Below are 24664 nucleotides of genomic sequence, written 5' to 3'. Positions count from 1 at the left end.
TCGCCTTACCGAGCTGAAGGTCGGTTCGAGGTCTTCATTGAAGGTCAGGCTCGCAGCCAGCCACGGTTGATTGGCCACGCGAGCAGCGTACGGTAAAGCATGATGGCGAGACGCGTCACGGTCGGGCCACTCATTCTCCAGAACGGCGCCATCACTGCATACGCAACGCATGTGACGGCCACTGCACCAATCATGTCGAGCGGAAAGTGCACGCCGAGAAATACCCGCGCCCATGCAACTGCGATCCCCACGACAAGCGTCATGCCTCCCAGCCATCGCATTCGCTCGATGAGCAGCGTCAGCGCAATGCTGGCGAACACAGTGGCGTGATCGCTCGGAAAAGAGGAATCGGGCGCGTGCGGAAGAAACGTATGTCCAAGGCCGATCGCAAACGGTCGCGGATGAGACCAGCCAAGACCGATCAGTTGGTTGGCGCCGAGCGCCAGCAGCGCGAGAACGCACGCACGGATTGCCAGTTCGCGTTGTCGATTGCTGCCTGAGAGCCACATGGCGGTCATCAGCAGCGGAATCAGCCAGATCATGTAGTCCGCGACGACGAGCGCCACACCGACCACCCAGGATGGCGTCATCGGCGTGCCGTTGATCATCAGGAAAAGCGCTTGGTTAAATGCCTCGATGCTATCCATAGAGCGATTTGTAGTCAGATGATGAATCCGTCAGCAGCCATTTGTCCGCAGCAGCTGCGCGGCACGGCTGAGGTGGCCGCGTTGCTTGCGCTCGGCCACCTCGGACGCAACGGGGCCGTCCGGGCGTGTGGTCACCGCATGCGGCTCGTCCAATGGCACCTCCTCTCCCGGCCCGAATACTACGCAAGCGGTTGTGAAGTTTTTGTCGTGAAGGTGACGCGCCGGTCAGCGATGGAGTCAGGGCAGACGGCATTGCAGACTCAACGGCCGGTATCGTTTTGCTGTTTAAGACGCTCGCAGTGATGCATGGCCGCACTATACTGAACGGCAACCGCGTGAAATCTAGACGCGAGCTGTCGCCAGGCTCGACGGAGGAGACCGGCATGAAGCGACTTTGGCTAATCGCGGTGAAGGCCTGCGCAATTCTGTGTCTCGTTGCCGCATACCCGAGCGCCGCAACGGCACAGGATCCGGCGAGTGCCGATGTATTGCGCGTCACGTTGCTCGGGACGGGCGCGCCCGATCCGACGATCGATCGTTTCAGTGTTAGCACGCTGATCGAGGCCGGCAACCAGAAAATACTCATCGACGCCGGGCGTGGCGTCACGATGCGGCTCGGTCAGTTGAACATCCCGCTCGGCAGGATCGACGCGCTCTTTCTGACCCAATACCATTCCGACCATACCGTCGGCGTTCCCGACCTGTGGCTTACCGGGTGGCTGCCGCCCCCGTTCGGGCAGCGCAACGCGCCGTTCCACGTGATCGGGCCGACCGGCGCCGCGGAGCTGATGGCGAATCTCGAGCGCGCGTATGCGGCAGACATCAGAATCCGGATGGCCGACCAGAAGCTCTCGCGAGCAGGCGTCGAGGTCAAGGTCGACGAGTTCTCGAAGGACGGCGTCGTGTACGAACGGGGCGGGCTTCGCGTCACCGCATTCGAAGTCAATCAGGGTGAAGCGGTCAAGCCTGCATACGGATACCGAATCGACTACGCAGGCCATGCCGTTCTCGTGTCGGGCGACACGAAGATGAACGAGAACGTCGTGAAATACGGCACCGGCACCGATCTGCTGGTGCACGAGGTATTCGCCGTCGAGCCCGAATTGATGAAGAGCCCCGCGATTCAGCGCATCGCCGCACACCACGTCACGCCTCAGCAGGCCGGCGCGGTGTTCACCCGTGCGCACCCCAGGCTCGCTGTCTATACGCACCTTTCGTTGATCGGCTCGTCAACGGTGCCGAGCGTAACGACCGATGAGATCGTCGCGCAAACACGCGAATCGTACGACGGCCCGTTGGTCATCGGCGAGGATCTCATGGCGTTCGACATCAGCGCCAACGGCATTGCGATCTATCGACGCGGCAGCCGCTAGGCCAGCCGCCGAAACGCCGCGAGCGTAACCATTGGATGTCCGAACGGCCGCATCCCGTGCAGCCGCGACCGCTCAATGCCGATGGCGGTGATGGATATCCGGGAAATGCGCGTGGGAATGCGTGATCGGCAGATGCACGTGCGGATGCGTATGCGGTTCGACACCGTCGTACGGGAAATCATGCTCGTGCTGATGATGCTCGTCGTGACGATGACGATGCGCATGCTCGATCGCGTCGTGCGTGTGCTCGTGCTCATGCCGCTCGCGCACGTGCAGCCAGATCCCGAGCGCCATCAACGCCGCGGCGATCCAGAACGTGACGGCCGGCAGCTCCGGCCAGATCAGCAGCGACAGCGCAACGCCAAACAGCGGCGCGACGGAAAAATACGCGCCCGTGCGCGCCGTGCCGAGGTGACGCAGCGCGACGACGAACAGCACGAGGCTGATGCCGTAGCCGCAGAGTCCCGTCAGCATCGCGGCAGCGCTTGCCGCGACCGGCGGCAGCGCCGCGCCGGCGAGCAACGCGATCGCGATATTGACGGGCCCGGCAATCAGGCCTTTCAGGCACGCGATCACCATCGCGTCGTTGGCCGACACCTTGCGCGTGAGGTTGTTGTCGATCGCCCAGCACAGGCACGCGCCGGCGATCAGCAGCGCGCCGGTCGGCACGCGCGCTTCGCCAGGCGTCCACGACAGCAGCACGCCGCCCGCGACGATCGCCACCATGCCGAGGAAGATCTGCACGTCGACGTTCTCGCGGAACACCATCCACGCGATCACGGCCGTCAGCACGCCCTCGAGATTGAGCAGCAGCGCGCTCGTGGCGGCCGGCGTGCTCGCCAGGCCGAGCATCAGCAGCGCGGGCCCGGCGACGCCGCCCGCGGCGATCGCGCCCGCCAGCCAAGGAATTTCCGATCGCTTCAGCGCATGCTCGTCCGCCGCTCGCGTGGCCGGCCGGCGCAGCCGGCGTACGACGATGCCGACGCCGAGGCCGATCCCGCTCCCGAGGTAGAACAGGCCGGCCACCATGAACGGTGACATCGCGCCGAGCAGCGCCTTGGCAACGGGCGTCGCGGCACCGAACAGGGCGGCGGCGGTCAGGGCGATGGCAATCGCGTTGAATCTCGGGTGCATGTTTTCTGGGGCTGCAGGATTGGCTGAGGATCTGCTGTCGTGTGACGGTCAATCGCGCATCACGACGCCGGGCGGATCGGAACGCACACAGCGGATTGCCGAACCCGACGGGAATCGACCATTATCCACCAGCCGCCTTTCGATTTCGTTCGATGGCAGCCGGCAGGTCGAGCCGGCGAATTCCACCGGACACCGGACGCACCCACCGCGCGCATCGCACGCGAACCGTTCGCCTCATATCGATCACTGAAAGAACTGCGGATCGTCCCAAGCCAATTCGTTTGAAGAACGTAAGGTTATTCCTCATACTAGACAGCGTTCTCCGGTCGAATGCGACGGCACGTCAGCGCTGCTGTTCGACCCGGTCCCGGCACGATCGTGCATCCCACGGTACGGCCCTCCACGAAAGGATTCCCCCATGTTCGGCCAACAGATGCACCGTCAGGTGTTCGTTCTTGCCACCGCGCAGGCGCTGGTCCAGACCGCGTCGGTACTCGTGATGACGGTCGGCGGCCTGGCCGGCAGCCAGATGACGAGCCGCGCCGAACTGGCGACCGCACCGATCGCGGCCATGTTCCTCGGCACCGCGGCGGCGATGTTTCCCGCGTCCGCATGGATGGCACGGGTCGGCCGCCGCGCCGGCTTCGTGCTCGGCGCGTTGCTGGGCGTACTCGGCGGTCTCGTCGCAGCGCTCGGCACGTGGATGGGCTCGCTGGCCGTTCTTGCGCTCGGCATGTTTCTCGTCGGCGCCTATCAGTCGTTCGCGCAGTTCTATCGTTTCGCGGCCAGCGAAATCGCCGACGACGGCTTTCGCGCCCGCGCAATCGCGCTCGTGCTCGGCGGCGGCATCGTCGCCGCGCTGCTCGGCCCGACCCTCGGCCGCTTCGGCGGGCCGCTGCTGCAGCCGCTGCTTCAGCCGCTTTACGTCGGCTCGTTCCTGATCCTGTCTGCCGTGTCGCTGCTCGCCGCCGGCGTGTTGTGCGGCCTGCGCATGCCCGACGCAACGGCGGATCACGTCGATACGCGCAGCGCGCGGCCCTGGGCGCGCATCGTCACGCAGCCGGCGTATCTCGTCGCGCTGTTCGGCGCCGCGACCGGCTTCGGCGTGATGATCCTCGCGATGACGGCGACGCCGATCGCGATGGTTCACCATCACCATGCGCTGTCGGTGGCCGCGACGGTCATCCAGATCCACGTGCTCGGGATGTACCTGCCGTCCTTCTTCACGGGTTCGCTCATCGCGCGCTTCGGCGCGCTGCGCATCATGCTCGCGGGCGTCGCGCTGCTGGCCGGCCACGTGCTGGCAACGTTCAGCGGCGTGAGCTTCGGTTCGTTCGCGGGCGCGCTCGTGCTGCTTGGCATCGGCTGGAATTTCCTGTTCATCGGCAGCACGACGCTGCTGACCGCCACCTACAGCCCGGCCGAGAAAAGCCGCGCGCAGGCCACGAACGACATGACGATCTTCGTGGTCGGCCTGACCTGCTCGTTCGGTGCCGGCGGCTTGCTCAAGGCATTCGGGTGGCAGACGCTCAACGGCCTGCTGCTGCCGTGGCTCGCGACGGCCGCGCTCGCGATCCTGTGGTTCGGCGTGAAGAACCGGCGGCGCGATCACGAAGCCGGCGCATTGGAAGCGGAACCCACGCGCTGAACGGCACGCGAAAAAAAACCGCTCCGAAGAGCGGCTTCGCGGCAGACGGGCACGCGGCCCGTCGCGGGTGCGGTCGGTCAGTTGCCCAGTCGATCAGTCGTCCAGCAGCGACAGGTCGCGCACAGCGCCCTTGTCGGCCGACATGACCAGCTTCGCGTACGCCTTGAGCGCCGCGGACACCTTGCGCGGACGCACCTTCGCAGGCTTCCATCCGAGCGCGTTCTGCTCTTCGCGGCGGCGTGCCAGTTCCTCGTCGGACACCAGCACGTCGATCGTGCGGTTCGGGATGTCGATGCGGATCTTGTCGCCGTCGCGCACGAGGCCGATCGCGCCGCCGGCTGCCGCCTCGGGCGAGCAGTGGCCGATCGACAGGCCCGACGTGCCGCCCGAGAAGCGGCCGTCCGTCAGCAGCGCGCAGGCCTTGCCGAGCCCCTTCGACTTGATATAGCTCGTCGGGTAGAGCATTTCCTGCATGCCGGGGCCGCCCTTCGGGCCTTCGTAGCGCACGATCACCACGTCACCGGCCTTGACCTTGTCGCTAAGGATGTTCTCGACCGCCTCGTCCTGCGATTCGGTCACGTGAGCCGTGCCCTCGAACACGAGGATGCTCTCGTCCACCCCGGCGGTCTTCACGACGCAGCCGTCGAGCGCGATGTTGCCGGTCAGTACGGCCAGGCCGCCTTCCTTCGAGAACGCGTGCTCGTACGAGCGGATGCAGCCGTCGGCGCGGTCGAGATCCAGGCTCGGCCAGCGCGTGTCCTGGCTGAACGCAACCTGCGTCGGAATGCCGGCCGGGCCGGCCAGGTAGAACGTGCGAACGGCATCGTCCTGCGTGCGGACGATGTCCCACTGGTCCAGCGCGTCCTTGAGCGTCGGCGCGTGCACCGTCGGCACGTCGGTGTGCAGCTTGCCCGCGCGGTCCAGCTCGCCGAGGATCGCCATGATCCCGCCCGCGCGGTGCACGTCCTCGATGTGGTACTTGTTGGTGTTCGGCGCGACCTTGCACAGCTGCGGCACGATGCGCGACAGGCGGTCGATATCGGTCATCGTGAATTCGATGCCCGCTTCGCGCGCGATCGCCAGCAGGTGCAGGATCGTGTTGGTCGAGCCGCCCATCGCGATGTCCAGCGTCATCGCGTTCTCGAACGCCTTGAAGCCCACCGAGCGCGGCAGCACGCGCTCGTCGTCCTGCTCGTAGTGCTGGCGGGTCAGCTCGACGATACGGCGGCCGGCGCGCTTGAACAGCTGCTCGCGGTCCGCGTGCGTGGCCACCACCGTGCCGTTGCCGGGCAGCGACAGGCCGAGCGCCTCGGTGAGGCAGTTCATCGAGTTGGCCGTGAACATGCCCGAGCACGACCCGCAGGTCGGGCACGCGGAGCGCTCCACCTCGGCCACGTCGGCGTCGGAATAGGCGGTGTCCGCGGCGATCACCATCGCGTCGACGAGGTCGAGCTTCTTCAGCTCGACGGTCTTGGTGACCGGATTCGCGAGGCGCGTCTTGCCGGCTTCCATCGGGCCGCCGGACACGAAGATCACCGGAATGTTGAGCCGCATCGCGGCCATCAGCATGCCGGGCGTGATCTTGTCGCAGTTGGAGATGCACACCATTGCGTCGGCACAGTGCGCGTTGACCATGTACTCGACGGAATCCGCGATGATGTCGCGGCTCGGCAGCGAATAGAGCATGCCGTCGTGGCCCATCGCGATGCCGTCATCGACCGCGATCGTGTTGAATTCCTTGGCGACGCCGCCCGCGGCCTCGATCTCGCGCGCGACGAGCTGGCCGAGGTCCTTCAGGTGTACGTGGCCGGGCACGAACTGGGTGAACGAATTGACGACCGCGATGATCGGCTTGGAAAAATCGTCGTCTTTCATGCCGGTGGCGCGCCACAGCGAGCGCGCGCCCGCCATGTTGCGGCCGGCGGTGGAGGTTTTGGAACGGTATGCGGGCATGGTGGTTGCTGAAGAAATTTCGCAGAAAGGAAGCGGGCCACGGGAATAAAGGCCCTCGCACGCCCTTGCGTACAACCTCTTGAGCTGCGCTCCGGGCAAACGCGGCATTATCCCACACGCGATAGGCGCGTGCCGGCGGCAGGCGTTGCGGCGAAACCCGCGCCCGCGGCGCCTGCCCGTGCCTGCCGTGCCCGCGCCGCCGCCGCCCCTCCCGCTTACCGCTGCCGCGCGCGCACCGCCGGTGCGCGATACGCGGCCGTTGCGTCCGGCGCGCCAGTCACATCGCCCGCGCCCGGCTGCGGGCCATCAGCCGCCGCGATCTCGTCGAGCGAGCGGTGATTGGTGCGCGGACCGAACACGCCAATCGACAACACCACGACCACCATGCTGGCGCCGATCAGCACGAACACACCCGGCGCGCCCAGATGCTCGAGGATCAGCGCGACGACATAGCTGCTCGCGACGCCGGTCAGCCGTCCGAACGAGTGCACGAAGCCGAGCGCGCGGCTGCGGATGGCCGTCGGAAAGACTTCTGCCTGATACGCGGTGGCATTGCTCGCGAGCGTCGTATTGCAGAACGTGATCAGAATGCCGAATCCGATCACCGCGGCGGCGGACGACGACAGCGCGAATGCCGTGCCGAACAGCGCGACGCCGAACGCGGTCGCGACGATCAGCCACTTGCGCTCGATCCGATCGGAAACCGCGCTCGCGATGAACGGCGACAGCGGATACGCAAACGCAATCACGAACGCATACAGCAGGCTCTTCGTCACGGGCGTGCCCTGCGCGGCCAGCAGGCTCGGCAGCCACTGGCTGAAGCCGAAGAAGCCGATGCTCAGGCATGCGTTGAACGCAATCAGCATCAGCGTCCTGCCGCGATAGCGTGCATCCCACATCGATGCCGCGCGCGCGTGCCCCCGCGTGTGCCCCGCATCGACGGCGTCGACCGCCGCGACAGGCGGCACCGCGGGCAACGGCTGGCCGGATTCACGCGCGACCCGTGCCTCGATCGCCTGCAGCACGGCTTCGGCCTCGTCCGTGCGGCCGCGCATCGCGAGCCAGCGTGGCGACTCCGGAAGCCGCGACTGCAGCCACCAGACGATCACCGCGCCGCTGCCGCCCGCGAGGATGATCCAGCGCCAGCCGGACATGCCGAGCGGCGCGCGCGGCATCAGCAGCCAGGACGCGAGTGCGAGCACGGGCATCGCGAGATAGCCGATCGCGAAGCACACCGCGAACGCGCGGCCGCGCATGCCCTTCGGCACGAGCTCCGTCAGGAACGCGCCGATCGTGATCAGCTCGGCGCCGACCCCGATGCCCGCGACCAGCCGGCACAGATGGATGCCCGCCGCGGTGTGCTGCGCGCACATCGCGAGGCTCGCGACCGTATAGAGCAGCAGCGAACCGGTGAAGACCGCGCGCCGGCCGAAGCGGTCGGCCAGCGGGGCGACGCCGATCTCGCCGATGAACAGGCCGATGAACGTGGCCGCGCCGAGCGTCGCCTGATCGGACAGGCCGAACAGGCCCTTCGCGCCGACGTGAAAGATGCCGTCGCGTACAAGACCGGCCGGCAGGTAGGTCATCTGGAACAGGTCGTAGACCTCGAAGAACCCGCCGACGCTCAGCATCAGCACGAGGCCCCAGATGCTGGCTGTCGGCGGCAAACGGTCGATGCGCTCCGTCACGGCAAGCGCGTATGGATTGGACATGCTGCTGTCTCCGGAAAGAATGAGTTGTCGCGCCAGGCTCAGACCGTGGCGACCGGATTGACCGGTGAGCCGACGAGGCCGCGCAGATGCAGCGGCGGCGCCGTCAGCAGGAAGCGGTTGCGCCCATGCGCGCGCAGCCAGTTGGCGAGCGGCGTCAGATGCCACAGCTCGCCGAGATGGATGCCGAGCTTGAACAGGCACAGCGCGTGCAGCGGCATCAGCGGCCCGTGTGCCGCGCGCGGCCCCGGCTGCTGCGGGCGCTCTTCGACCGCATGGTTGTCCGCGACCAGCGCCGCGAGCCCCGATACGTCGATCCACTCGAGCAGTTGCGGATCGTCTCCGTCGAGCACGCAGCAGGCGCGATGCACGTCGGTTCCGTCGGCCGGCTCCGCAGCAGCGGCCGCAAGCAGCAAGTCCGCGAAGCCGGTATGCAGGCAGACGATGTCGCCGCGCTCGACCACGACGCCGTCGGCCGCCATCACCGACATCAGGTCCGCGTAGCCGATCTTGCGGCGCGCATCGCCGAAATGATGGCGCAGGTCGATCATCACGCCGCGCCCCTGCACCCCGCACGACGCCATGTGCTCGATTCCGAGCGCGTGCGCGCCGCCCACTGGCGCGCCGGCCTCCGGCACCCGCACGTGCTCGCCCATCCGGTAGCCGTTGTAGAACACCGCCTCGGCCTCGCCGTCGCCGTCCGCGTCGAACAGGCCGCCGACGTGCGACAGCGCATCCCATTGCGTCGAGAACTGCGAGTGCATGCAGAATGCGTCGTCGCACACGACGTCCGTCGCACGCGCGACCTGTTCGTCCGCGCGGTAGCCGAAGTACGGCCTGTCGTGCAGCAGCGCGGGCATGATCGCGGGCGGCCGCCGTCGGGCGTTGAGGCCGCCGCCGCGCGGCACGTCGAGCGGCAGGCTCAGCGAAAACACGCGCCCTTCGCGCACCTCACGCACGCCCTCCAGCGTTTTCTGCGGCGTCAGCCAGTTGAGGCGGCCCTTCTGGTCGTCGGCGCCGAAATCTCCCCAGTTCGAGCCGGGCGGCCGGTGTATCCAGCGCGGTTTCATGTCGAAAGTCTCCTTGATTGTGGTTGTCGCGGACCGTGCGGGCGCGGCGTTCGCCGTCATCCGTGGCAGATCACCCCGCACTCGGCCAGACGGGCGAACGCTTGCTCGCCCAGCAACGGCGCGAGAATCTCGCGGTTGTGTTCGCCGAGCCGCGGCGCAGCCCGCCGGAACGTGCCGGGCGTATGCGAGAAACGCGGCGCGATGTTGTGCATCGGAATCGTGCCGACGTCTTCGTCGGGCAGATTCACGAGCGCTTCCCGCTCTATCACGTAGTCGTCCTTAACGATCTGGCTAACATCATGGATCGGGCCGGCCGTGACACCCGCGTCCTCGAAGAACGCGAGATTCTCCGCGAGATCGCGCGCCGCGATGAATCCGCCGACGATCTCGTCGAGTTCCTGCGCATGCTGCACGCGCAGCACATTGGTGCGGTAGTGCGGGTCGTCCACGAGATCGGGCCGGCCGATCGCGCGGAACAGGCGCTCCGCCATCGTCTGCGTCGAGCTCGACAGGCACAGCCACTTGTCGTCACGCGTGCGATACGCATTGCGCGGCGCCGTGTTGGTCGAACGGCTGCCGGTACGCGGCTTGATCGCGCCGGTCAGTGCGTAGTTGGCCGCGGACGGCCCGAGAATCGACAGCAGCGGCTCGAACAACGACACGTCGATGACCTGGCCCGGCGCGTCGTTCGCGTCGCGCGCCCACAGCGCGACCATCACCGCGATCGCGCCGGACAGGCCTGCCGTCATGTCGCCGAGGAACATCGGCGGCAGCACCGGTTCGCGATCGGCAAAGCCGTTGATGGCCGCAAAGCCCGAGTAGCCTTCCGCTAGCGTGCCAAAGCCCGGCTTGTGACGGTACGGGCCCGTCTGCCCCCATCCGGAGATGCGTGCGATCACGAGCTTCGGCCGGATCGCCAGCAGCACGTGCGGGCCGAGTCCCATCTGTTCGAGCACGCCGGGCTTGAAGCTCTCGATGAAGACGTCCGCATCGCGCACCAGTGCGAGGACGATCTCGATGCCTTCCGGGGTGCGCAGGTCGACGCACACGCTGCGCTTGTTGCGGCCATACACCTTCCAGTTCGTGCTGACGCCGCCGGCGCCGACCGCGCGCAGCGTGTCGCCCTGCTCCGGCTCGACCTTGACCACGTCCGCGCCGAAATCCGCGAGCTGCACGCTCAGCATGTTGCCGGCCATCAGGCGCGACAGGTCGATCACGCGTACGCCTGCCAGCGGCCCCTGCGCGCCGGCGTCGAACTGACGGTCGTGAAGCGGGCCGATGCGCGCCGCATGGCGCGCGGCTTCGGTCCCGGATTGTGCTGCGGGTTCGAACATTCCATTCTCCTTGTCGATTATTCGTGCAACTCGCCTTGCGGGCTGATCGTCGCGGGCACGCTGCCCGCCGCCGGCAGATCGCCGCCCAGCGTATGGGTGAGCTCGCTCGCCGCGGCCTGCACGCGCGGCAGGTAGTCGGCGAGCACCTTCTTGTTGAAGCGGTAGCGCGGCACGCCCAGCGAGATCGAGCCGGCGACCGAGCGGCCCACGCCGAACACCGGGCACGCGATCGCCGCGCTCTCCGGGTCGCGTTCCGCGATCGACACCGCGTAGCCCTGCTCGGCCACCTTGTCGTAATCGCCGCCGCGCGTGCCCGAGAACGCAAGCAGGACTCGCCCCGCCGCACCCGCGTCGAGCGGGAAGCGGTCGCCTTCGCGCACATTGGTATGCACCGCACGCTGCGCATACGCGCGGTACAGGCACACGCGCTCGTCGCCGTCGCGCACGTAGAACGCCGCGGTTTCGCCGGTTTCCACGGACAGCCGCGTCAGCAGCGGAACGGCGTGCTCGCGCAACTGGAACGATTCGCGATACATCATGCCGAGGTGGAACGTCGCGGGCCCGAGCACATAGCGGCCGTCGGGCATCCGCTTGACGAACTGGAACATTTCGAGCGATTCGAACAGGCGCAGCAACGTGCTCATGTTGAGCCCCGTCGCCTCGCTGACCTGCGCGAGCATCAATCCGTTCGGCGCATTGCCGAACGCCAGCAGCGCCGTCAGCGCGCGGTTGACCGCGGAAACGCCGCCATCTGCCTGAGCATTCATACCTACCTCGCAAAGAGAAACGGGGTCGTCCGGCACGGCAGGACACCCCGTAAAAACAAAAGTCACTTTCATTTTTGTCGATCGCCCGCTTCGTGTCAACAGGCACTGTCGACGGATGCGCACGTCCTGATCGCGAATACCCCCTTTTATTTCAAGGGTAAACATCGATCTTGACGAGTTGGCCCATCCCACATAAAAATGAAAGTGACTTTCATTTTACAGAAAACGATGAGACATCTACTCCAGGACGAACCGGCGTGGCGCTCGCTGCTGTATGTGCCGGCCCATGTTCCGCGCTTCGTCGAAAAGGCCGCCACATCCGGCGCCGACGCACTGCTGCTGGATCTCGAGGACAGCGTGCCGGCCGACCGGAAGGATCTCGCCCGCAGCGCGCTGGCCACGACCGTTCCGCATTTGAAGGTCGCCGGAAACGACGTGCTCGTGCGCATCAACGGCCCGTTGCAATTGCTGGTGCCCGATCTGCGGGCTGCCGTCGCCGCCCGTGCCGACGGCGTCGCGATACCGAAGGTGCTCGGCGCGTCGCACCTCGAAGCCGTCGATGCGTTGCTCGGCGAACTGGAAAGCGAATACGGCGTCGCGCATGGCACGACCCGCGTGATCGCGATGATCGAGACCCCGGCCGCGTTCGAGGCACGCACGCGCATTGCCCGCGCGTCGGCGCGCATCGCGGCGCTGATGCTCGGCGGCGGCGATTTCGCGCTGCACTGTGAAAGCGACGCGAGCCCGGAAGTCCTCAACCTCCCCAAGCAGCTGCTGGTTATCGCCGCGCGCGCGGCCGGCGTGCTGCCGCTCGGCCTCGCCGGCACCCCGGATTCGCTCGACGATCTCGACGCGTTCGAACAGATGGCCCGTCGCTCGAAGGCGATGGGTTTCGCGGGCGCGACCTGCATCCATCCCGCGCAGGTGCCACGCCTGAACCGCGCATTCGCGCCGTCCGCCGACGACGTGCAGGCGGCGCAGGCGCTGATCGACGCGTACGAGTCCGCGCGCGCCGACGGACGCGGCGCGCTGCGGGTCGGCGGAAAAATGATCGACGCGCCCGTTGTCGAGCGCGCCCGACGCGTGCTGGCCCGGCATCGTAGCCTGCTGCCGCGCGACTGACCGGACAGGCGCAACGGCACACGCTGTGCGGTGCGGCATCGAAGCGGTGCCGATCAAGGATATCGATTCGCATAACTAACACAACAACATCAGCAGCCAGGAGACAAGCAATGAACAGAAAACTGCTCGCGATGTGCGGGCTCGGCATGGCATCCGCCGCCGCGAACGCACAGAACAGCCTGACGCTCTATGGCGTCGCGGACGTCTACGTCGAATACCTGACCCACCAGCAATCCACCGTCCCCGGCGGCTCCGCGCCGCTGGTGCGGATGGGTTCGGGCGGCAAGAGCGGCTCGCGGTGGGGCCTGAAGGGCGCGGAGAATCTCGGCGGCGGCTGGCAGGCCGTATTCCGGCTGGAAAGCTCGATCAACATCAACAACGGGACCGGCTCGGGAGGAGGCGGCTTCGACCGTTCCGCGTGGGTCGGGCTGCAACACGACACCTGGGGCACGCTGCGTCTCGGCCGCCAGTACACGACACTGTTCGACGTGATGGAGCACTACTCGCCGACCATCGCATACTCGACGATCTACGAGCCTGCCGGCGCGATCGTCGGCGTGAACTTCCGCGAAAACAACGTGGCGAAGTACCGCGTCGCCTTCGGGCCGGTCGCGTTCCAGGCGCACTACGCGTTCGGCGGCACGCCGGGGGCGTTCCGCAGCGGCGCGGCGTCCGGCTTCGGCTTCGAGTACACCGGCGCGGCCCTGTCGATCGCCGCCGCGTACGACAACGTCAACGGCACGCAGCCGGCGGACTACACGCACTTCCGCCGCTATGCGGCCTCGGCGATCTACACGCTGGGTACCGCGCAGTTCATCGCAGGGCTCGTCCATGCGAACGGCAATGTCACCACGCCGGGCGTCGTCACGCGCTTCAATTTCTACTGGCTCGGCACGCGCTACCAGATCACGCCGGCGCTGCAGGTCATCGGCGCGTTCTATTACGAGGACATCGGCAAGCAGAATCCCGCGAAGGACCAGGCACACCCGGACCCCGACAATCCGAAGCAGATCACGTTGCAGTTCAACTATGCGATGTCGAAGGCGACCACACTCTATGTGACCGGCGGCTATGCATGGCGCGCCGCCCTCGATTTCGACAACTACAACTACCACTTCCTCAACTATTCGCTCGCCGCCAATCGCGGCGGCTCGCTCGGCGTCGCGATCGGCATGCGCAAGCTGTTCTAGCGCAGCCCGACCTTCGTCTCGTCTTCCCGTTCAATTCCCGGAGTATTTCAGCATGAACCGACGCCACTTCCTGTCGACGTTCGCAGGCGCCGCCGCCGCGGCCGCCGTGCCTTGCCTCGCGCAAGCGCAAACGCAGACGACACCCGCGACGCCGGCCGCCTCGATGCCCGCCGGCTCGCCCGACAATCTCGCGCACCAGCTCGCCGACTACGCCGCTTCGCTTCGCTATGCGGATCTCGACGCAGCGACCATCGAGACGGTCAAGTCGCATTGCCTCGATGCGCTCGGCTGTGCGATCGCCGCCCACGACGAGGCGCCGGTCCGCATCGCAAGACAGGTCGCGCTCGCGGCCGGCGGCGGCACGTCGACGATCGTCGGCACCACACGCCGCACGACGCCCGACCTAGCGGCATTCGCGAACGGCGCCGCGCTGCGCTATTTCGACCTGAACGATGCGTACGCCGGCAAGGAGACCGGACATCCGAGCGACAACGTCGCGCCGTGTCTCGCGGTTGCCGAGGCACAGCGCAGCAGCGGCCGCGACCTGATCCTCGCGATCGCGCTCGCCTATGAGATCAACTGCCGGCTGATGGATGCGGCCGCCATCAGCCCGCGCGGCTGGGATCACACCTGCTACAGCCTGCCGGCAGTCGCGCTCGCCACCGGCAGGCTGATGGGGCTGACGCAGCCGCAGCTCGTGCAGGCCGTGAATCTCGCGATCAACGGACACATGGCGCTCAACCAGACCCGTATCCAGGAACTGTCGAACTGGAAGGCGCTCGCCGACGCGGATGCCGCACGCAACGCGATCTTCGCGACGAGCCTCGCGCGCGATGGCTTGACAGGCCCGTCGCCAATCTTCGAAGGCAACGCAGGATTTTTCCGGCAGATCTCCGGCGCATTCGAACTCGACCCCGGCCGGTTCGGCGGGCGCGGCGGACGCTTTCGCATCAACGACTGCATCGTGAAGTACTACCCGGCCCAAGGGCTCACGCAGACGGCCATTCCCGCGGCAATCGACGTCGCGTCACACATCGGCGACGTCTCGCGCATCCGTAGCATCGAGATTGCGACGACGCGCGTCGGCTACGTCACCGCCGGCAAGGACCGCCAGAAGTGGGCGCCCGAAACGAGCGAGACCGCCGACCACAGCCTGCCGTATATCGTCGCGCGCGCGATGCTCGATGGCGACATCACGACGGCGAGCTATACCCCGGCGGCCTTGCGCGACCCGAAGCTGCGCGCGCTGATCGAGCGGATCACGGTAGTCGAAGCCCCTGAACTAACGGCACGCTATCCGCAGTACGCGCCGAATCGCGTAACCGCCGTGACGGACGACGGACGCCGATTCTCGAAGGAAGTCGACGACCTGCCGGGCTTTCCGCATCACCCGATGACGCGCACCGATTTCGAAACCAAGTTCGGCAAAAGCGTGCGTGGTTACTGGAACCCGGAGCAAACGCGTCGCGTCGTCGACTGGCTGTGGCATCTCGACGAACAGCCCGACGTGTCGAAACTACCTGCGCTGATGGCAATTGCGGCGTGAATGTGAAGGAAGGCGGCCATAGGTTGGCCGGTGACGGCGGCGACGTGTTCGACCGTGCGGCGATCGACTTCCTGGTGCGTCAGGTGCGGGCCGGCGAAACACCGGCCCAAAACGCCGGCCCTTGCGGCGGTCGGACCGGCCGCGTGACGTGCGCGCCGCTTGCGACGACGTGACGGGTTCGGTGCGGCGGGAGGTCCGGCGCACTTTCGCCGCCGGCGATCGTGGGCATCGCCGGCGGTCGTGGCGCCGCGTTACTCGGCTTTTGCTGCTTGAGGTTCGGCCGGCGCCGCTTGCACGTCGGCGTGATCCGCTTGCGGCTCGGCCGTCGCCTGCTGCGATTCGTCCTGCACCGGCTTCGCGTCGGCCTTCGCCGATTGCGCAGCGCCCTTTCCAGGACGGCGCGCCTTCAGTCGTCGGGCGCGCGCGGCGTCGTCCTTCGACACCCGTCCGGCTTCGTTGCCCTGCAGATCGACGCGCACCGCGTCCTCGACCAGGCACGACCAGTAGCGGTTGCCCCGGCACCAGGTCGCCATCGCGTCACGCAGCTCGGCTTCGCTCAGCCCGGCCGCCTGCGCTTCGTTGGCGAGATCCGCCCAGATGCCGACCTTCAGCGGCACCTTCGGCGCCGGGTTCTTCGGAAACGCGAGCGGGAAGCGCCTTTGCAGTTTGCCGATCGCAACGACGACCGGATCGACCGGCGTCGACGCGCGGGCGCCGGAAGCACCCTTTGCACCGGCAGATGCCTTGGCGGCGGAAGAGCCCTTCACGCCGGCAGACGCCTTGGCGCCAGAAGATCCCTTTGCGCCGGCAGACGCCTTGGCGACAGACGGCCCCTTTGCGCCGGCAGACGGTCTGGCGCCGGACGATGCGTTGCCACCGGAAGACGGCTTCGCTTCAGACTGCGATCGCTTGGCGTTGCGTTCCTGCTTGGCCTTGGCCGCGAGCTGGTTCCGCAATTCGGCAAGTTGTTCAAAACCCATAAATTCAATCCACCAGGAATAGGTAAGGCGTGGCTTCCGCGGCGACTCCGCTCCCGCGCACGTCTCGACGTGGCGCGAAACCGTGCCGCGCAATACTCGGCATCGAGCAGCAGCACGTCACGGACGCATTCTGCGCGTGCGCCGTCGACGCGGAAGATACAGCATGAGCGGCTGGCACACACCCCGTGTTTCAGGCACCCGGCCGGGATGCCGGATACAACGCAGAAGTGAAGTATACCGGTACGCGGGCGTGCCGGCTGACTGGTGCTTACGCACCCGTAATGTCGGGACGATGGCGCAATCGCGAACGATCGCTCCGGTTCGCGCCGATTGCGCCGTCTGCTCGCGCGTCCGCGGGGCAATTCGCTTGGCCATCGCGCCGCGCAGGCACGCCATGCAACAGGGCCGAACGACGTGCCTGCTACCCTTTTCGGGCACAGGGTCCCATATCTGGATCGCACCCCATACTCGTCTCCGGCATTCCGCGCCGTACGTATACAGGAAACGACCGCACGTCGCCGTTTCAACGCCATTCACTGTTCGCGAGCGCGGCATTCCAGACGATGGTTGACGTGCGCCCGTCGTCGCTCGACCAGCGGGACAGCAGTGGCAAGCCAGTCAAGATCGACAGTTGTTATGCATAGGGTGCGTCGCGCGATCTCGTGAAGACACTATGGCCCGAACACCATCAGCCAGTATCGGCAGCGAAAGCGGAGCGACGCCCGGCGGCGCCGTTCGCGAGCACCGATTTGCGCCAATTTGCCCCGATCTGCCTCGATTTGCGCCGGGCAGGCGCGCATCCGCCGAACCGGTTCGTCGCCGCCAGCCCGAGCGCTGGCGACAGCTCGCGAAACACCGCATCATCGGCGATGGATACGTAGCGCGGCAGAGTTCCCGGACACGTCCCCACCGCCGCCACGATCCCACCTGTCAGCCTGCTCCTTTCAGTTCGATCAGCAGATCCTTCGCCGCGACCCGCTCACCGACCTTCACATGCACGGCGGCGATCTCGCAATCGCGTTCGGCCGCGATGTGGGTTTCCATCTTCATCGCCTCGAGCGCGATCAGCGTCGTGCCGGCCGTCACGCGCTGGCCCGGCTGCACCGCAACCGTCACCACCGAGCCCGGCATCGGCGCGGCCACGTGCAGCGGGTTGGCCGGATCGGCCCGCTGCAGCCCATGACGCTCCTTGCCCGCATGCACGGTCGTCCGCTGTTCGATCAGCGCCGTGCGCGATTGACCGTTCAGTTCGAACTGCACCTTCACCATGCCGTCCTGCGCGTCGGCATGCTGCCCCTGCAGCGATATCAGCAGCGTCTTGCCCGGCGAGATGTCGATCGCCACCTCTTCCTGCGGCTGCAGGCCGTACAGGAAAGCGGGCGTCGGCACGACCGACGTGTCGCTGTACGCGCGCACATGCGCGTAATAGTCGACGGTCTGCTTCGGGTACATCAGGTACGAAGCGAGCTGCCGGTCGTCGAGCGCTTGCTCGCATGCGGCTTCGGCCTGCGCCCGCGCCGCGTCGAGATCGACCGCGGGCATCTGGTCGCCGGGGCGATACGGCGCCGGCGGCTCGCCCTTGAGCACCTTGCGCGACAGCTCTGCCGGAAAGCCGTCCGGCGGGAAACCCAGTTCGCCCTTGAACAGGGATACCACGGACTCGGGGAATGCGATGTCCTTGGCCGGATTGCGCACATCGTCGACGCCGAGATCGTTCGCGACCATCATCAGCGCCATGTCGCCGACCACCTTCGACGTCGGCGTCACCTTGACGATATCGCCGAACAGCCGGTTCACGTCCGCATACGCGCGCGACACTTCGGTCCAGCGATGATCGATGCCGAGCGAGCGGGCCTGCTCGCGCAGGTTCGTGTACTGGCCACCGGGCATCTCGTGACGGTACACGTCGGCCGTGCCCGCGCGGATCTCCGATTCGAACGGCGCATAGAAGCGGCGCACGCCCTCCCAGTACATCGACGCCTCGTGCAGGCGATCCGGATCGAGCCCCGGATCGCGCTCGCTACCGGCGAGCGCCGCCGCGACACTCGACAGATTCGGCTGCGACGTGAGGCCGCTCATTGCATCGAGCGCGCCGTCGACCGCGTCGCAGCCCGCATCAATCACCGCGAGCACCGACGCCGCGGCGATGCCGCTCGTGTCGTGCGTATGGAAATGCACGGGCAGCCCGGTTTCCTCCTTGAGCGCCTTCACGAGCGTCGCGGCCGCCTGCGGCCGGCAAATGCCGGCCATGTCCTTGATGCCGAGCACGTGCACGCCGGCGCGCTGCAGCTCGCGCGCGATCCCTACGTAGTACTTGATGTCGTACTTCGAGCGCGATGCATCGAACAGGTCGCCCGTGTAGCAGATCGCGCCTTCGCATAGCATTCCGCTCTCGCCCACCGCATCGATTGCAACCCGCATGTTGCGGACCCAGTTCAGCGAGTCGAACACGCGGAACACGTCGACGCCGGCACTCGCGGCCTGCTTCACGAAAAAGCGCACGACGTTGTCCGCGTAGTTCGTGTAGCCGACTGCGTTCGAGCCGCGCAACAGCATCTGAAACAGGATGTTCGGCACGCGCTCGCGCAGCAGCGCTAGACGCTCCCACGGATCTTCCTTCAGGAAGCGCAGCGCGACGTCGAACGTCGCACCGCCCCAGCATTCGAGCGAGAACAGCTGCGACAGCTCGCGTGCATAGAACGGCGCGATCGGCAGCATGTCGGCCGTGCGCATGCGCGTCGCGAACAGCGACTGATGGGCATCGCGCATCGTCGTGTCGGTCAGCAGCACCTGCTTCTGGTCCAGCATCCAGTTCGCGAACTTCGCCGGCCCGAGTTCGCGCAAGCGGTCGCGTGTGCCGGCCGGGATCGCTGCTGCGGTGTCGATCTTTGGGAGCACCGGTTTCGGCAGCGGCAATGCCGGCAGCGTGCGACCGTCCATCTCGCTGCTGCCGTTCACGTTCAGCTCGCCGAGATAACGCAACAGCTTGGTCGCGCGATCACCGCGCTTCGCGAATTCGAGCAGTTCCGGTGTGCGGTCGATGAAGCGCGTCGTCACCTCGCCCGCAATGAATGCCGGATGGTTGATCACGTTTTCAAGGAATTGCAGGTTCGACGTCACGCCGCGAATCCGGAATTCGCGCAGCGCGCGGTCCATCCTGTGGATCGATTCGGCCGCCGTCGGCGCCCACGTCGTGACCTTCACGAGCAGCGAGTCGTAGTACGGCGTGATGACCGCGCCGCCGTAGGCCGTGCCCGCATCGAGCCGCACACCGAAGCCTGCCGCGCTGCGGTACGCGGTCAGGCGCCCATAGTCGGGCAGGAAGTCGTTCTCCGGATCTTCGGTCGTGATCCGGCATTGCAGCGCGTGGCCGTTCAGCGGAATCGCCTGCTGCGCCGGCACGCCGGCCGCACGCTTGACGATTGCGCCGCTGCCGTCCGCCTCGTCGTCGGCGAGGCCGATCCGGCCGCCCTCCGTGATGCGGATCTGCGCCTTGACGATGTCGATCCCGGTGATCATTTCGGTCACCGTATGCTCGACTTGGATGCGCGGATTCACTTCGATGAAATAGAACTGCCCCGTATCGGCGTCCATCAGGAATTCGACGGTGCCTGCATGCGTATAGCCGACCGCGCGCATCAGTCGCAGCGCCGCTTCGCACAGTGCCTGCCGGCCGTCGTGATCGAGGTATGGCGCCGGCGCACGTTCGACAACCTTCTGGTTGCGCCGCTGCACCGTGCAATCGCGCTCGTACAGATGCACGACCGTGCCATACGTGTCGCCGAGCACCTGCACCTCGACGTGGCGTGCGTTACGCACGAGCTTCTCGACGTAGACCTCGTCGTTGCCGAACGCGGCGAGCGCCTCGCGCCGCGCGGCCGCGAGCGAGGTCTCGAGATCGCGTTCGCTTTCGAGCACGCGCATCCCGCGTCCGCCGCCGCCCCAGCTCGCCTTGAGCATCAGCGGATAGCCGACCGTCGCAGCGAGTCGCTTGCATTCGTCGAGATCGTCCGGCAGCGGCGCCGTCGCAGGCATCACGGGCACGCCCGCCGCGATCGCCGCATTGCGCGCGGCCACCTTGTTGCCGAGCGTGCGCATCACGTCCGGTGCGGGGCCGATCCAGCGGATGCCGGCGTCGATGACGGCCTGCGCGAAATCGGGGTTCTCGGACAGGAAGCCATACCCGGGATGGATCGCGTCGACTTTCGCCAGCCGCGCGACGCGCAGAATGTCGTCGATGTCGAGATAGGCGGCGAGCGGCTTCCTGCCTTCGCCGATCAGGTAGCTCTCGTCCGCCTTGAAGCGATGCAGCGCGAGACGGTCTTCCTTGGAGTAGATCGCCACGGTGCGGATGTTCAGCTCAGCGGCGGCACGCATCACGCGAATCGAGATTTCCGAACGGTTCGCAATCAGGATGGACTGGATGGGGGTATGAGTCATTGTAAGCAATGGTCAACGGTCGTCGAACAAAACCGGTCCACGCGATGTGTCACGGTCTGAAGTGCTACGGGATCGTCTGAAGCAAGCGGCAGGCCAGCCTTGAGCTCTGCGCGTATGTGCTTGATTTGACGAGCGAATGACAGTGCGCTTGATTGCAGCGCGTTTCAAAACTGGAAACAGGTTTGCACTTCTGCACCGATCATCCGACCGGCCGGACGGTCAATGCGATCATCGATAAGCGGTTCATCAGTCGGTCGCGCGTGGCACCCGCATTACGCGGTCCGGCGCAGATTTCGCGCAAGCGTTCGCACTCCGTTGTTCCGTTGTTCCGTTGTTCCGTTGTTCCGTAGTTCCGTAGTTCCGTAGTTCCGTAGTTCCGTAGTTCCGTAGTTCCGTAGTTCCGTAGTTCCGTAGTTCGAAATATAGAGGATGTGCAGCGCGCGCGGTCGATCGGAAATTTCCCGTCATCGGGTCGCGATGACTCGCCGACTGATGCACGCTCGACCACCGACGGTGCCGCGCGCAGGATTGGGGAGGTTGAACGAGAGACCTGCGACGACACGGCAGCGCGCGTAGCAGCCGGCTCGCGTAGCCATGTAGCGACGAGACGCCGATCGCAGTGGCACTTCAAGGTATGAATCGCAACTTCAAGGCGCGCTCACGCCAGCGTTGTCCCTTGGTAGCCGTTTATGGGAAGTGGCGGCGGCCTCTGGACGCCGTGCGACAGACGCTGTCGCACGATCCCGCAGTCAAAAAACGCCCAGCGCGAGGCCCGCTGCCAGACCGGCGCCGAGTTCCGCGCAGCGCGCGAGATCCTCGGCGTCGATCGTCTTGGGCGCGAGGATGCGTTCGGGTGTCTGCGCGTGGGTGCAGACGATCAGGCCTGGCGCGACACTCTTGAGCCGCCATCCGGTCGCGATGCGATCGATCTGGCGCAATGCGTTCTGCCCGTCGCTGCCTGCGCAGATCATCGCCGCATACGGGCGGCCGTTGACGCGATCGAGCGCCGCGTAATAACAGCGATCGAAAAAGTCCTTCATCAACCCCGACATCGCGGCAAGATTTTCCGGCGTCGCGAACAGATAGGCATCGGCCGCGAGTACGTCGCCCGGGCTCGTCTCGTCCGCGCGTTGCAGCCGAACCGACACGCCAGACTGCTCGCGCGCCGCGTCGGCGGCCGCTTCGGCCATCTGCTGCGTGCCTCCGGTCATCGTGTGATAGATGATCAACAGCGTCTTCATTCGTGGTGACTCACTGTCAGCCCTTTCGAGTCGTGCCGGCATCGGCGTGTTGTCGATATATTCGCGATGCGCCACGCTGCGCCAAAGCGTGGCGTAATCGCGCGACGCTCATCGTGATGACCGCGCGTTACTTCCAATGTAGGCCAAACGCCCGGATGCCGAAGTCGCGCAAGTGATGTGGGCGACGCGTTACGGTTCGCGCGGGATAGCGCTCCTTCAGCGTCTGCCTTTTCCGCCCAATGCGCGCTACCTGTGCTACCCGCCTTCGCTCGGGTTCCGCTCGTAGTATGCGAGGAACATGTCGGCAGCCGATTCGGCAACTTGCCTCTGTGCGTTTTCACCAAGCGGCGGCTGCCCCATCGTCACTTGAGGCCAGAACGCGAAAGCCTTCACCAAGCCCTGCAATTGCTGTGAAGCGAATGCCGGATCCGGAACCGCGAGCCGGCCGGCCGCCGCCGCCGCGCGGATCCAGACCGTCACGTCCTCTTCGCGCTCGCCCATGCGCTCCACCATGTCCCGCGCACGCTCCGGCGAATGGATGCCCGCCGCGATCGCGACCCGCGCGAGCGCAAGAAACGCGTCGTCGTTGAGCAGGCGCAGTTTGCGCTCCAGCAATTCGAGCAGTTGCTCGCGCAGCGGCGCGTCGCCGCGAAAGACCGGCGCGATGCCCGTGTGGCTCGCATCCCACAGCTTGTGCAGGATCGCGGCGAACAGCGCTTCCTTGCTCGGGAAATGGTTGTAGACGGTGCGCTTCGACACATCCGCGCGGGCGGCGATCCGGTCCATGCTGGTCGCGTCGTAGCCTGCCGCGAGAAACTCCTCGATCGCAGCGCTGACAATGGCCGCGCGCTTTCGATCGGTCAGACGTTGATGAGTGGCATTCGTATCCATCGTCAAATTTTACACCCGGCAGTTTACTTTTCTCGAAAACAAACTACACTGATCGGTGTACTTTCACTCCGGATGGATTCCCATGGCATCGCTCCCCGATTTCGTTCATCGTACGCTGGGCTATACCGCTGCGGAGCGCAGCCGTGCGCTGTCCACAACTTCGCCACAACACGACGGCGAACGTTTCCGTAATGTCGCGCCGCGGCCCGTTGAAGGTGTCGGCAAAATGATGCGCATCATGTGGAACATGTTGTTCAACAAGCCGCGAGAAGCCGTGCCGTCGGGCACCCTGCCGGTCGATTCCCTGACCCGCGAACAACTCGAGACAGCACCTGATCGAAGCCTGTACCGGCTCGGGCACTCGACGCTGCTCGTCAAGCTGCGCGGCGAATTCTGGCTGACCGATCCCGTATTCGCGGAGCGCGCGTCGCCGTTCCGCCGCCTCGGCCCCAAGCGCTTCCATGCGCCGCCGATCGCTCTCGCCGATCTGCCGCCGCTGCGTGGCGTGATCCTGTCGCACGATCACTACGACCACCTGGACCGCGACACCGTGCTGGCGCTCGCGGCAACGACCGGCGTGTTCGTGACACCGCTCGGTGTCGGCGACCGGCTGATCGACTGGGGCATCGACGCAACGAAAGTGCGCCAGCTCGACTGGTGGCAAAACGCGGAGATCGACGGACTGACGCTGACCGCGACACCCGCGCAGCATTTCTCGGGCCGCAGCCTGTTCGACGGCAACAGCACGCTGTGGGCGTCGTGGGTGATTGTCGATGACGATCTGCGCGTGTTCTTCAGTGGGGATACGGGCTACTTCGACGGATTCAGGGCGATCGGCGAACGCCTCGGTCCATTCGACGTGACGCTGATCGAAACAGGTGCCTACGATCCGCAGTGGCCATACGTTCATATGCAGCCTGAAGAAACCGTACAGGCCCATATCGATCTGCGCGGGCGCTGGCTCGTGCCGATTCACAACGGCACGTTCGACCTGGCCATGCACCGCTGGCACGAGCCGTTCGAGCGCGTGACGGCGCTGACCGTCGCACGCGGTGTCGAGCTCTCGACGCCGCGTATGGGCGAAAGGGTGGATCTGACCGCGCCGCATCGCGGCGAGCGCTGGTGGCGCCATGTCGCCGAGAAGGCGAGTACGTCGAAGTCGCTTTGGCCGGTGGTTTGTGCGTCGCGTGCTGCCAAATAGGTGTTTCGGCTTGGGTCTGGCGGCCTGTGGCACCGGCTGCGTGCGGCCGCCGGGACCACGGACGCCAACAACGACGCTTCGTCGACGGGCTATGGCGTGTCGACCCAAGTGCTCGACGCGAGCCACGAAAAGCCCCATCGTGGTTCCGCACTGAAACTCGACTTGCGGGTCATGGCCGATCTGATGGTTAGGTCAGGTCGAGCCGAATCACAAGGATCAACCAGCCGGCCGCAACCTTTTCATCGGCGACGTGACCGTACCTTCGTACGCAGCATTGAACAGGTTGCTCGCGGCACTCGACGATCTGTTGCGCCCGTGACGACATTCTGGAAAAACCTTTGCAACGTGTCCTCGGTTGCCAGGCACACGATTTCGCATCAAATGATGCTATAACCGTGCCTCGAATCATGGGGGAATT

At 66.1% G+C, this 24664-nt stretch carries 18 protein-coding genes; 7 read left to right on the top strand and 11 right to left on the bottom strand.

Annotation, left to right across the window (positions count from 1 at the left end):
- Positions 1-44 precede the first annotated feature (44 nt).
- The gene (locus tag DID96_RS26025; RefSeq protein ID WP_124602119.1) at positions 45-647 is read right to left on the bottom strand and encodes a phosphatase PAP2 family protein; all 603 of its coding nucleotides are present in this window, start codon (positions 645-647) and stop codon (positions 45-47) included.
- 302 nt (positions 648-949) lie between these two features.
- Here DID96_RS26025 and DID96_RS26020 point away from each other — a divergent pair, with 302 nt between their 5' ends.
- Positions 950-2020 (top strand): MBL fold metallo-hydrolase, encoded by a 1071-nt coding sequence (locus DID96_RS26020; protein ID WP_260464011.1) that lies wholly within the window; start codon positions 950-952, stop codon positions 2018-2020.
- A gap of 72 nt (positions 2021-2092) precedes the next feature.
- Here the strand turns inward: DID96_RS26020 and DID96_RS26015 are convergent, their stop codons facing one another.
- Positions 2093-3154 (bottom strand): DMT family transporter, encoded by a 1062-nt coding sequence (locus DID96_RS26015; protein WP_124602118.1) that lies wholly within the window; start codon positions 3152-3154, stop codon positions 2093-2095.
- 418 nt (positions 3155-3572) lie between these two features.
- Here DID96_RS26015 and DID96_RS26010 point away from each other — a divergent pair, with 418 nt between their 5' ends.
- Positions 3573-4802 carry an MFS transporter gene (locus tag DID96_RS26010; RefSeq protein WP_221624614.1) on the top strand — a complete coding sequence of 410 codons (1230 nt, stop codon included), beginning with the start codon at positions 3573-3575 and terminating at the stop codon, positions 4800-4802.
- A gap of 93 nt (positions 4803-4895) precedes the next feature.
- On the opposite strand, the gene ilvD is transcribed toward DID96_RS26010, so the two are convergent.
- The 5 genes from ilvD to DID96_RS25985 form a co-directional block, all read right to left on the bottom strand.
- Entirely contained in the window at positions 4896-6755 is a 1860-nt protein-coding gene (gene ilvD, locus DID96_RS26005; protein ID WP_124602117.1) for a dihydroxy-acid dehydratase, read from the bottom strand.
- 215 nt (positions 6756-6970) lie between these two features.
- Entirely contained in the window at positions 6971-8467 is a 1497-nt protein-coding gene (locus DID96_RS26000) for an MFS transporter (RefSeq protein ID WP_124602116.1), read from the bottom strand.
- 38 nt (positions 8468-8505) lie between these two features.
- Positions 8506-9534, bottom strand: a complete 1029-nt coding sequence (locus DID96_RS25995) for a cyclase family protein (protein WP_124602115.1) — start codon at positions 9532-9534, stop codon at positions 8506-8508.
- Positions 9535-9590: 56 nt separating this feature from the next.
- On the bottom strand, positions 9591-10868 hold the full coding sequence (locus DID96_RS25990) for a CaiB/BaiF CoA-transferase family protein (RefSeq protein WP_124602114.1): 1278 nt from the start codon (positions 10866-10868) through the stop codon (positions 9591-9593).
- A 17-nt stretch (positions 10869-10885) separates the two neighbouring features.
- Positions 10886-11635, bottom strand: a complete 750-nt coding sequence (locus DID96_RS25985; RefSeq protein ID WP_124602113.1) for an IclR family transcriptional regulator — start codon at positions 11633-11635, stop codon at positions 10886-10888.
- A gap of 228 nt (positions 11636-11863) precedes the next feature.
- On the opposite strand from DID96_RS25985, the gene DID96_RS25980 reads away from it, so the two are divergent.
- The 4 genes from DID96_RS25980 to DID96_RS38435 all read left to right on the top strand — a co-directional run bounded on the left by DID96_RS25980 (position 11864) and on the right by DID96_RS38435 (position 15666).
- Positions 11864-12757: a CoA ester lyase gene (locus tag DID96_RS25980; RefSeq protein WP_124602112.1), complete on the top strand. Its 894-nt coding sequence runs from the start codon at positions 11864-11866 to the stop codon at positions 12755-12757.
- A gap of 110 nt (positions 12758-12867) precedes the next feature.
- A complete protein-coding gene (locus DID96_RS25975) occupies positions 12868-13947 on the top strand; it encodes a porin (protein ID WP_124602111.1) in 1080 nt (359 codons plus the stop codon).
- 52 nt (positions 13948-13999) lie between these two features.
- Entirely contained in the window at positions 14000-15493 is a 1494-nt protein-coding gene (locus DID96_RS25970; RefSeq protein ID WP_124602110.1) for an MmgE/PrpD family protein, read from the top strand.
- Positions 15490-15666 (top strand): hypothetical protein, encoded by a 177-nt coding sequence (locus tag DID96_RS38435; RefSeq protein ID WP_185732358.1) that lies wholly within the window; start codon positions 15490-15492, stop codon positions 15664-15666. The genes DID96_RS25970 and DID96_RS38435 overlap by 4 nt, the downstream gene beginning before the upstream one ends.
- A gap of 78 nt (positions 15667-15744) precedes the next feature.
- Here DID96_RS38435 and DID96_RS25965 read toward each other — a convergent pair whose 3' ends face one another.
- From DID96_RS25965 to DID96_RS25940, 4 genes are all read right to left on the bottom strand, one after another.
- Positions 15745-16473 carry a ProQ/FinO family protein gene (locus DID96_RS25965; protein ID WP_124602151.1) on the bottom strand — a complete coding sequence of 243 codons (729 nt, stop codon included), beginning with the start codon at positions 16471-16473 and terminating at the stop codon, positions 15745-15747.
- Between the two features lie 930 nt (positions 16474-17403).
- A complete protein-coding gene (locus DID96_RS25955) occupies positions 17404-20913 on the bottom strand; it encodes a pyruvate carboxylase (protein WP_124602108.1) in 3510 nt (1169 codons plus the stop codon).
- Between the two features lie 749 nt (positions 20914-21662).
- The gene (locus DID96_RS25945; RefSeq protein WP_124602106.1) at positions 21663-22154 is read right to left on the bottom strand and encodes a flavodoxin family protein; all 492 of its coding nucleotides are present in this window, start codon (positions 22152-22154) and stop codon (positions 21663-21665) included.
- A 255-nt stretch (positions 22155-22409) separates the two neighbouring features.
- Positions 22410-23045, bottom strand: a complete 636-nt coding sequence (locus tag DID96_RS25940) for a TetR/AcrR family transcriptional regulator (RefSeq protein ID WP_124602105.1) — start codon at positions 23043-23045, stop codon at positions 22410-22412.
- Between the two features lie 82 nt (positions 23046-23127).
- Here DID96_RS25940 and DID96_RS25935 point away from each other — a divergent pair, with 82 nt between their 5' ends.
- Positions 23128-24246: an MBL fold metallo-hydrolase gene (locus DID96_RS25935; protein WP_124602104.1), complete on the top strand. Its 1119-nt coding sequence runs from the start codon at positions 23128-23130 to the stop codon at positions 24244-24246.
- Positions 24247-24664 lie beyond the last annotated feature (418 nt).

The sequence above is a fragment of the Burkholderia sp. Bp8963 genome, from assembly GCF_003854275.1.
GTDB lineage: Bacteria > Pseudomonadota > Gammaproteobacteria > Burkholderiales > Burkholderiaceae > Burkholderia.
Note: the sequence above shows the minus strand (reverse complement) of the source record. Positions and strands in the feature narration are given on the sequence as shown.

Excerpts from the sequence above, each read along its gene's own strand:
- DID96_RS25940 (WP_124602105.1), bottom strand. The coding sequence starts at position 23,045 with ATGGATACGAATGCCACTCATCAACGTCTGACCGATCGAAAGCGCGCG.
- DID96_RS26020 (WP_260464011.1), top strand. The coding sequence starts at position 950 with ATGCATGGCCGCACTATACTGAACGGCAACCGCGTGAAATCTAGACGC.
- DID96_RS25970 (WP_124602110.1), top strand. The coding sequence starts at position 14,000 with ATGAACCGACGCCACTTCCTGTCGACGTTCGCAGGCGCCGCCGCCGCG.
- ilvD (WP_124602117.1), bottom strand. The coding sequence starts at position 6,755 with ATGCCCGCATACCGTTCCAAAACCTCCACCGCCGGCCGCAACATGGCG.
- DID96_RS25945 (WP_124602106.1), bottom strand. The coding sequence starts at position 22,154 with ATGAAGACGCTGTTGATCATCTATCACACGATGACCGGAGGCACGCAG.
- DID96_RS26010 (WP_221624614.1), top strand. The coding sequence starts at position 3,573 with ATGTTCGGCCAACAGATGCACCGTCAGGTGTTCGTTCTTGCCACCGCG.
- DID96_RS26025 (WP_124602119.1), bottom strand. The coding sequence starts at position 647 with ATGGATAGCATCGAGGCATTTAACCAAGCGCTTTTCCTGATGATCAAC.
- DID96_RS25980 (WP_124602112.1), top strand. The coding sequence starts at position 11,864 with ATGAGACATCTACTCCAGGACGAACCGGCGTGGCGCTCGCTGCTGTAT.
- DID96_RS25990 (WP_124602114.1), bottom strand. The coding sequence starts at position 10,868 with ATGTTCGAACCCGCAGCACAATCCGGGACCGAAGCCGCGCGCCATGCG.
- DID96_RS25965 (WP_124602151.1), bottom strand. The coding sequence starts at position 16,473 with ATGGGTTTTGAACAACTTGCCGAATTGCGGAACCAGCTCGCGGCCAAG.
- DID96_RS26000 (WP_124602116.1), bottom strand. The coding sequence starts at position 8,467 with ATGTCCAATCCATACGCGCTTGCCGTGACGGAGCGCATCGACCGTTTG.
- DID96_RS26015 (WP_124602118.1), bottom strand. The coding sequence starts at position 3,154 with ATGCACCCGAGATTCAACGCGATTGCCATCGCCCTGACCGCCGCCGCC.
- DID96_RS25995 (WP_124602115.1), bottom strand. The coding sequence starts at position 9,534 with ATGAAACCGCGCTGGATACACCGGCCGCCCGGCTCGAACTGGGGAGAT.
- DID96_RS25935 (WP_124602104.1), top strand. The coding sequence starts at position 23,128 with ATGGCATCGCTCCCCGATTTCGTTCATCGTACGCTGGGCTATACCGCT.
- DID96_RS25985 (WP_124602113.1), bottom strand. The coding sequence starts at position 11,635 with ATGAATGCTCAGGCAGATGGCGGCGTTTCCGCGGTCAACCGCGCGCTG.
- DID96_RS25955 (WP_124602108.1), bottom strand. The coding sequence starts at position 20,913 with ATGACTCATACCCCCATCCAGTCCATCCTGATTGCGAACCGTTCGGAA.
- DID96_RS25975 (WP_124602111.1), top strand. The coding sequence starts at position 12,868 with ATGAACAGAAAACTGCTCGCGATGTGCGGGCTCGGCATGGCATCCGCC.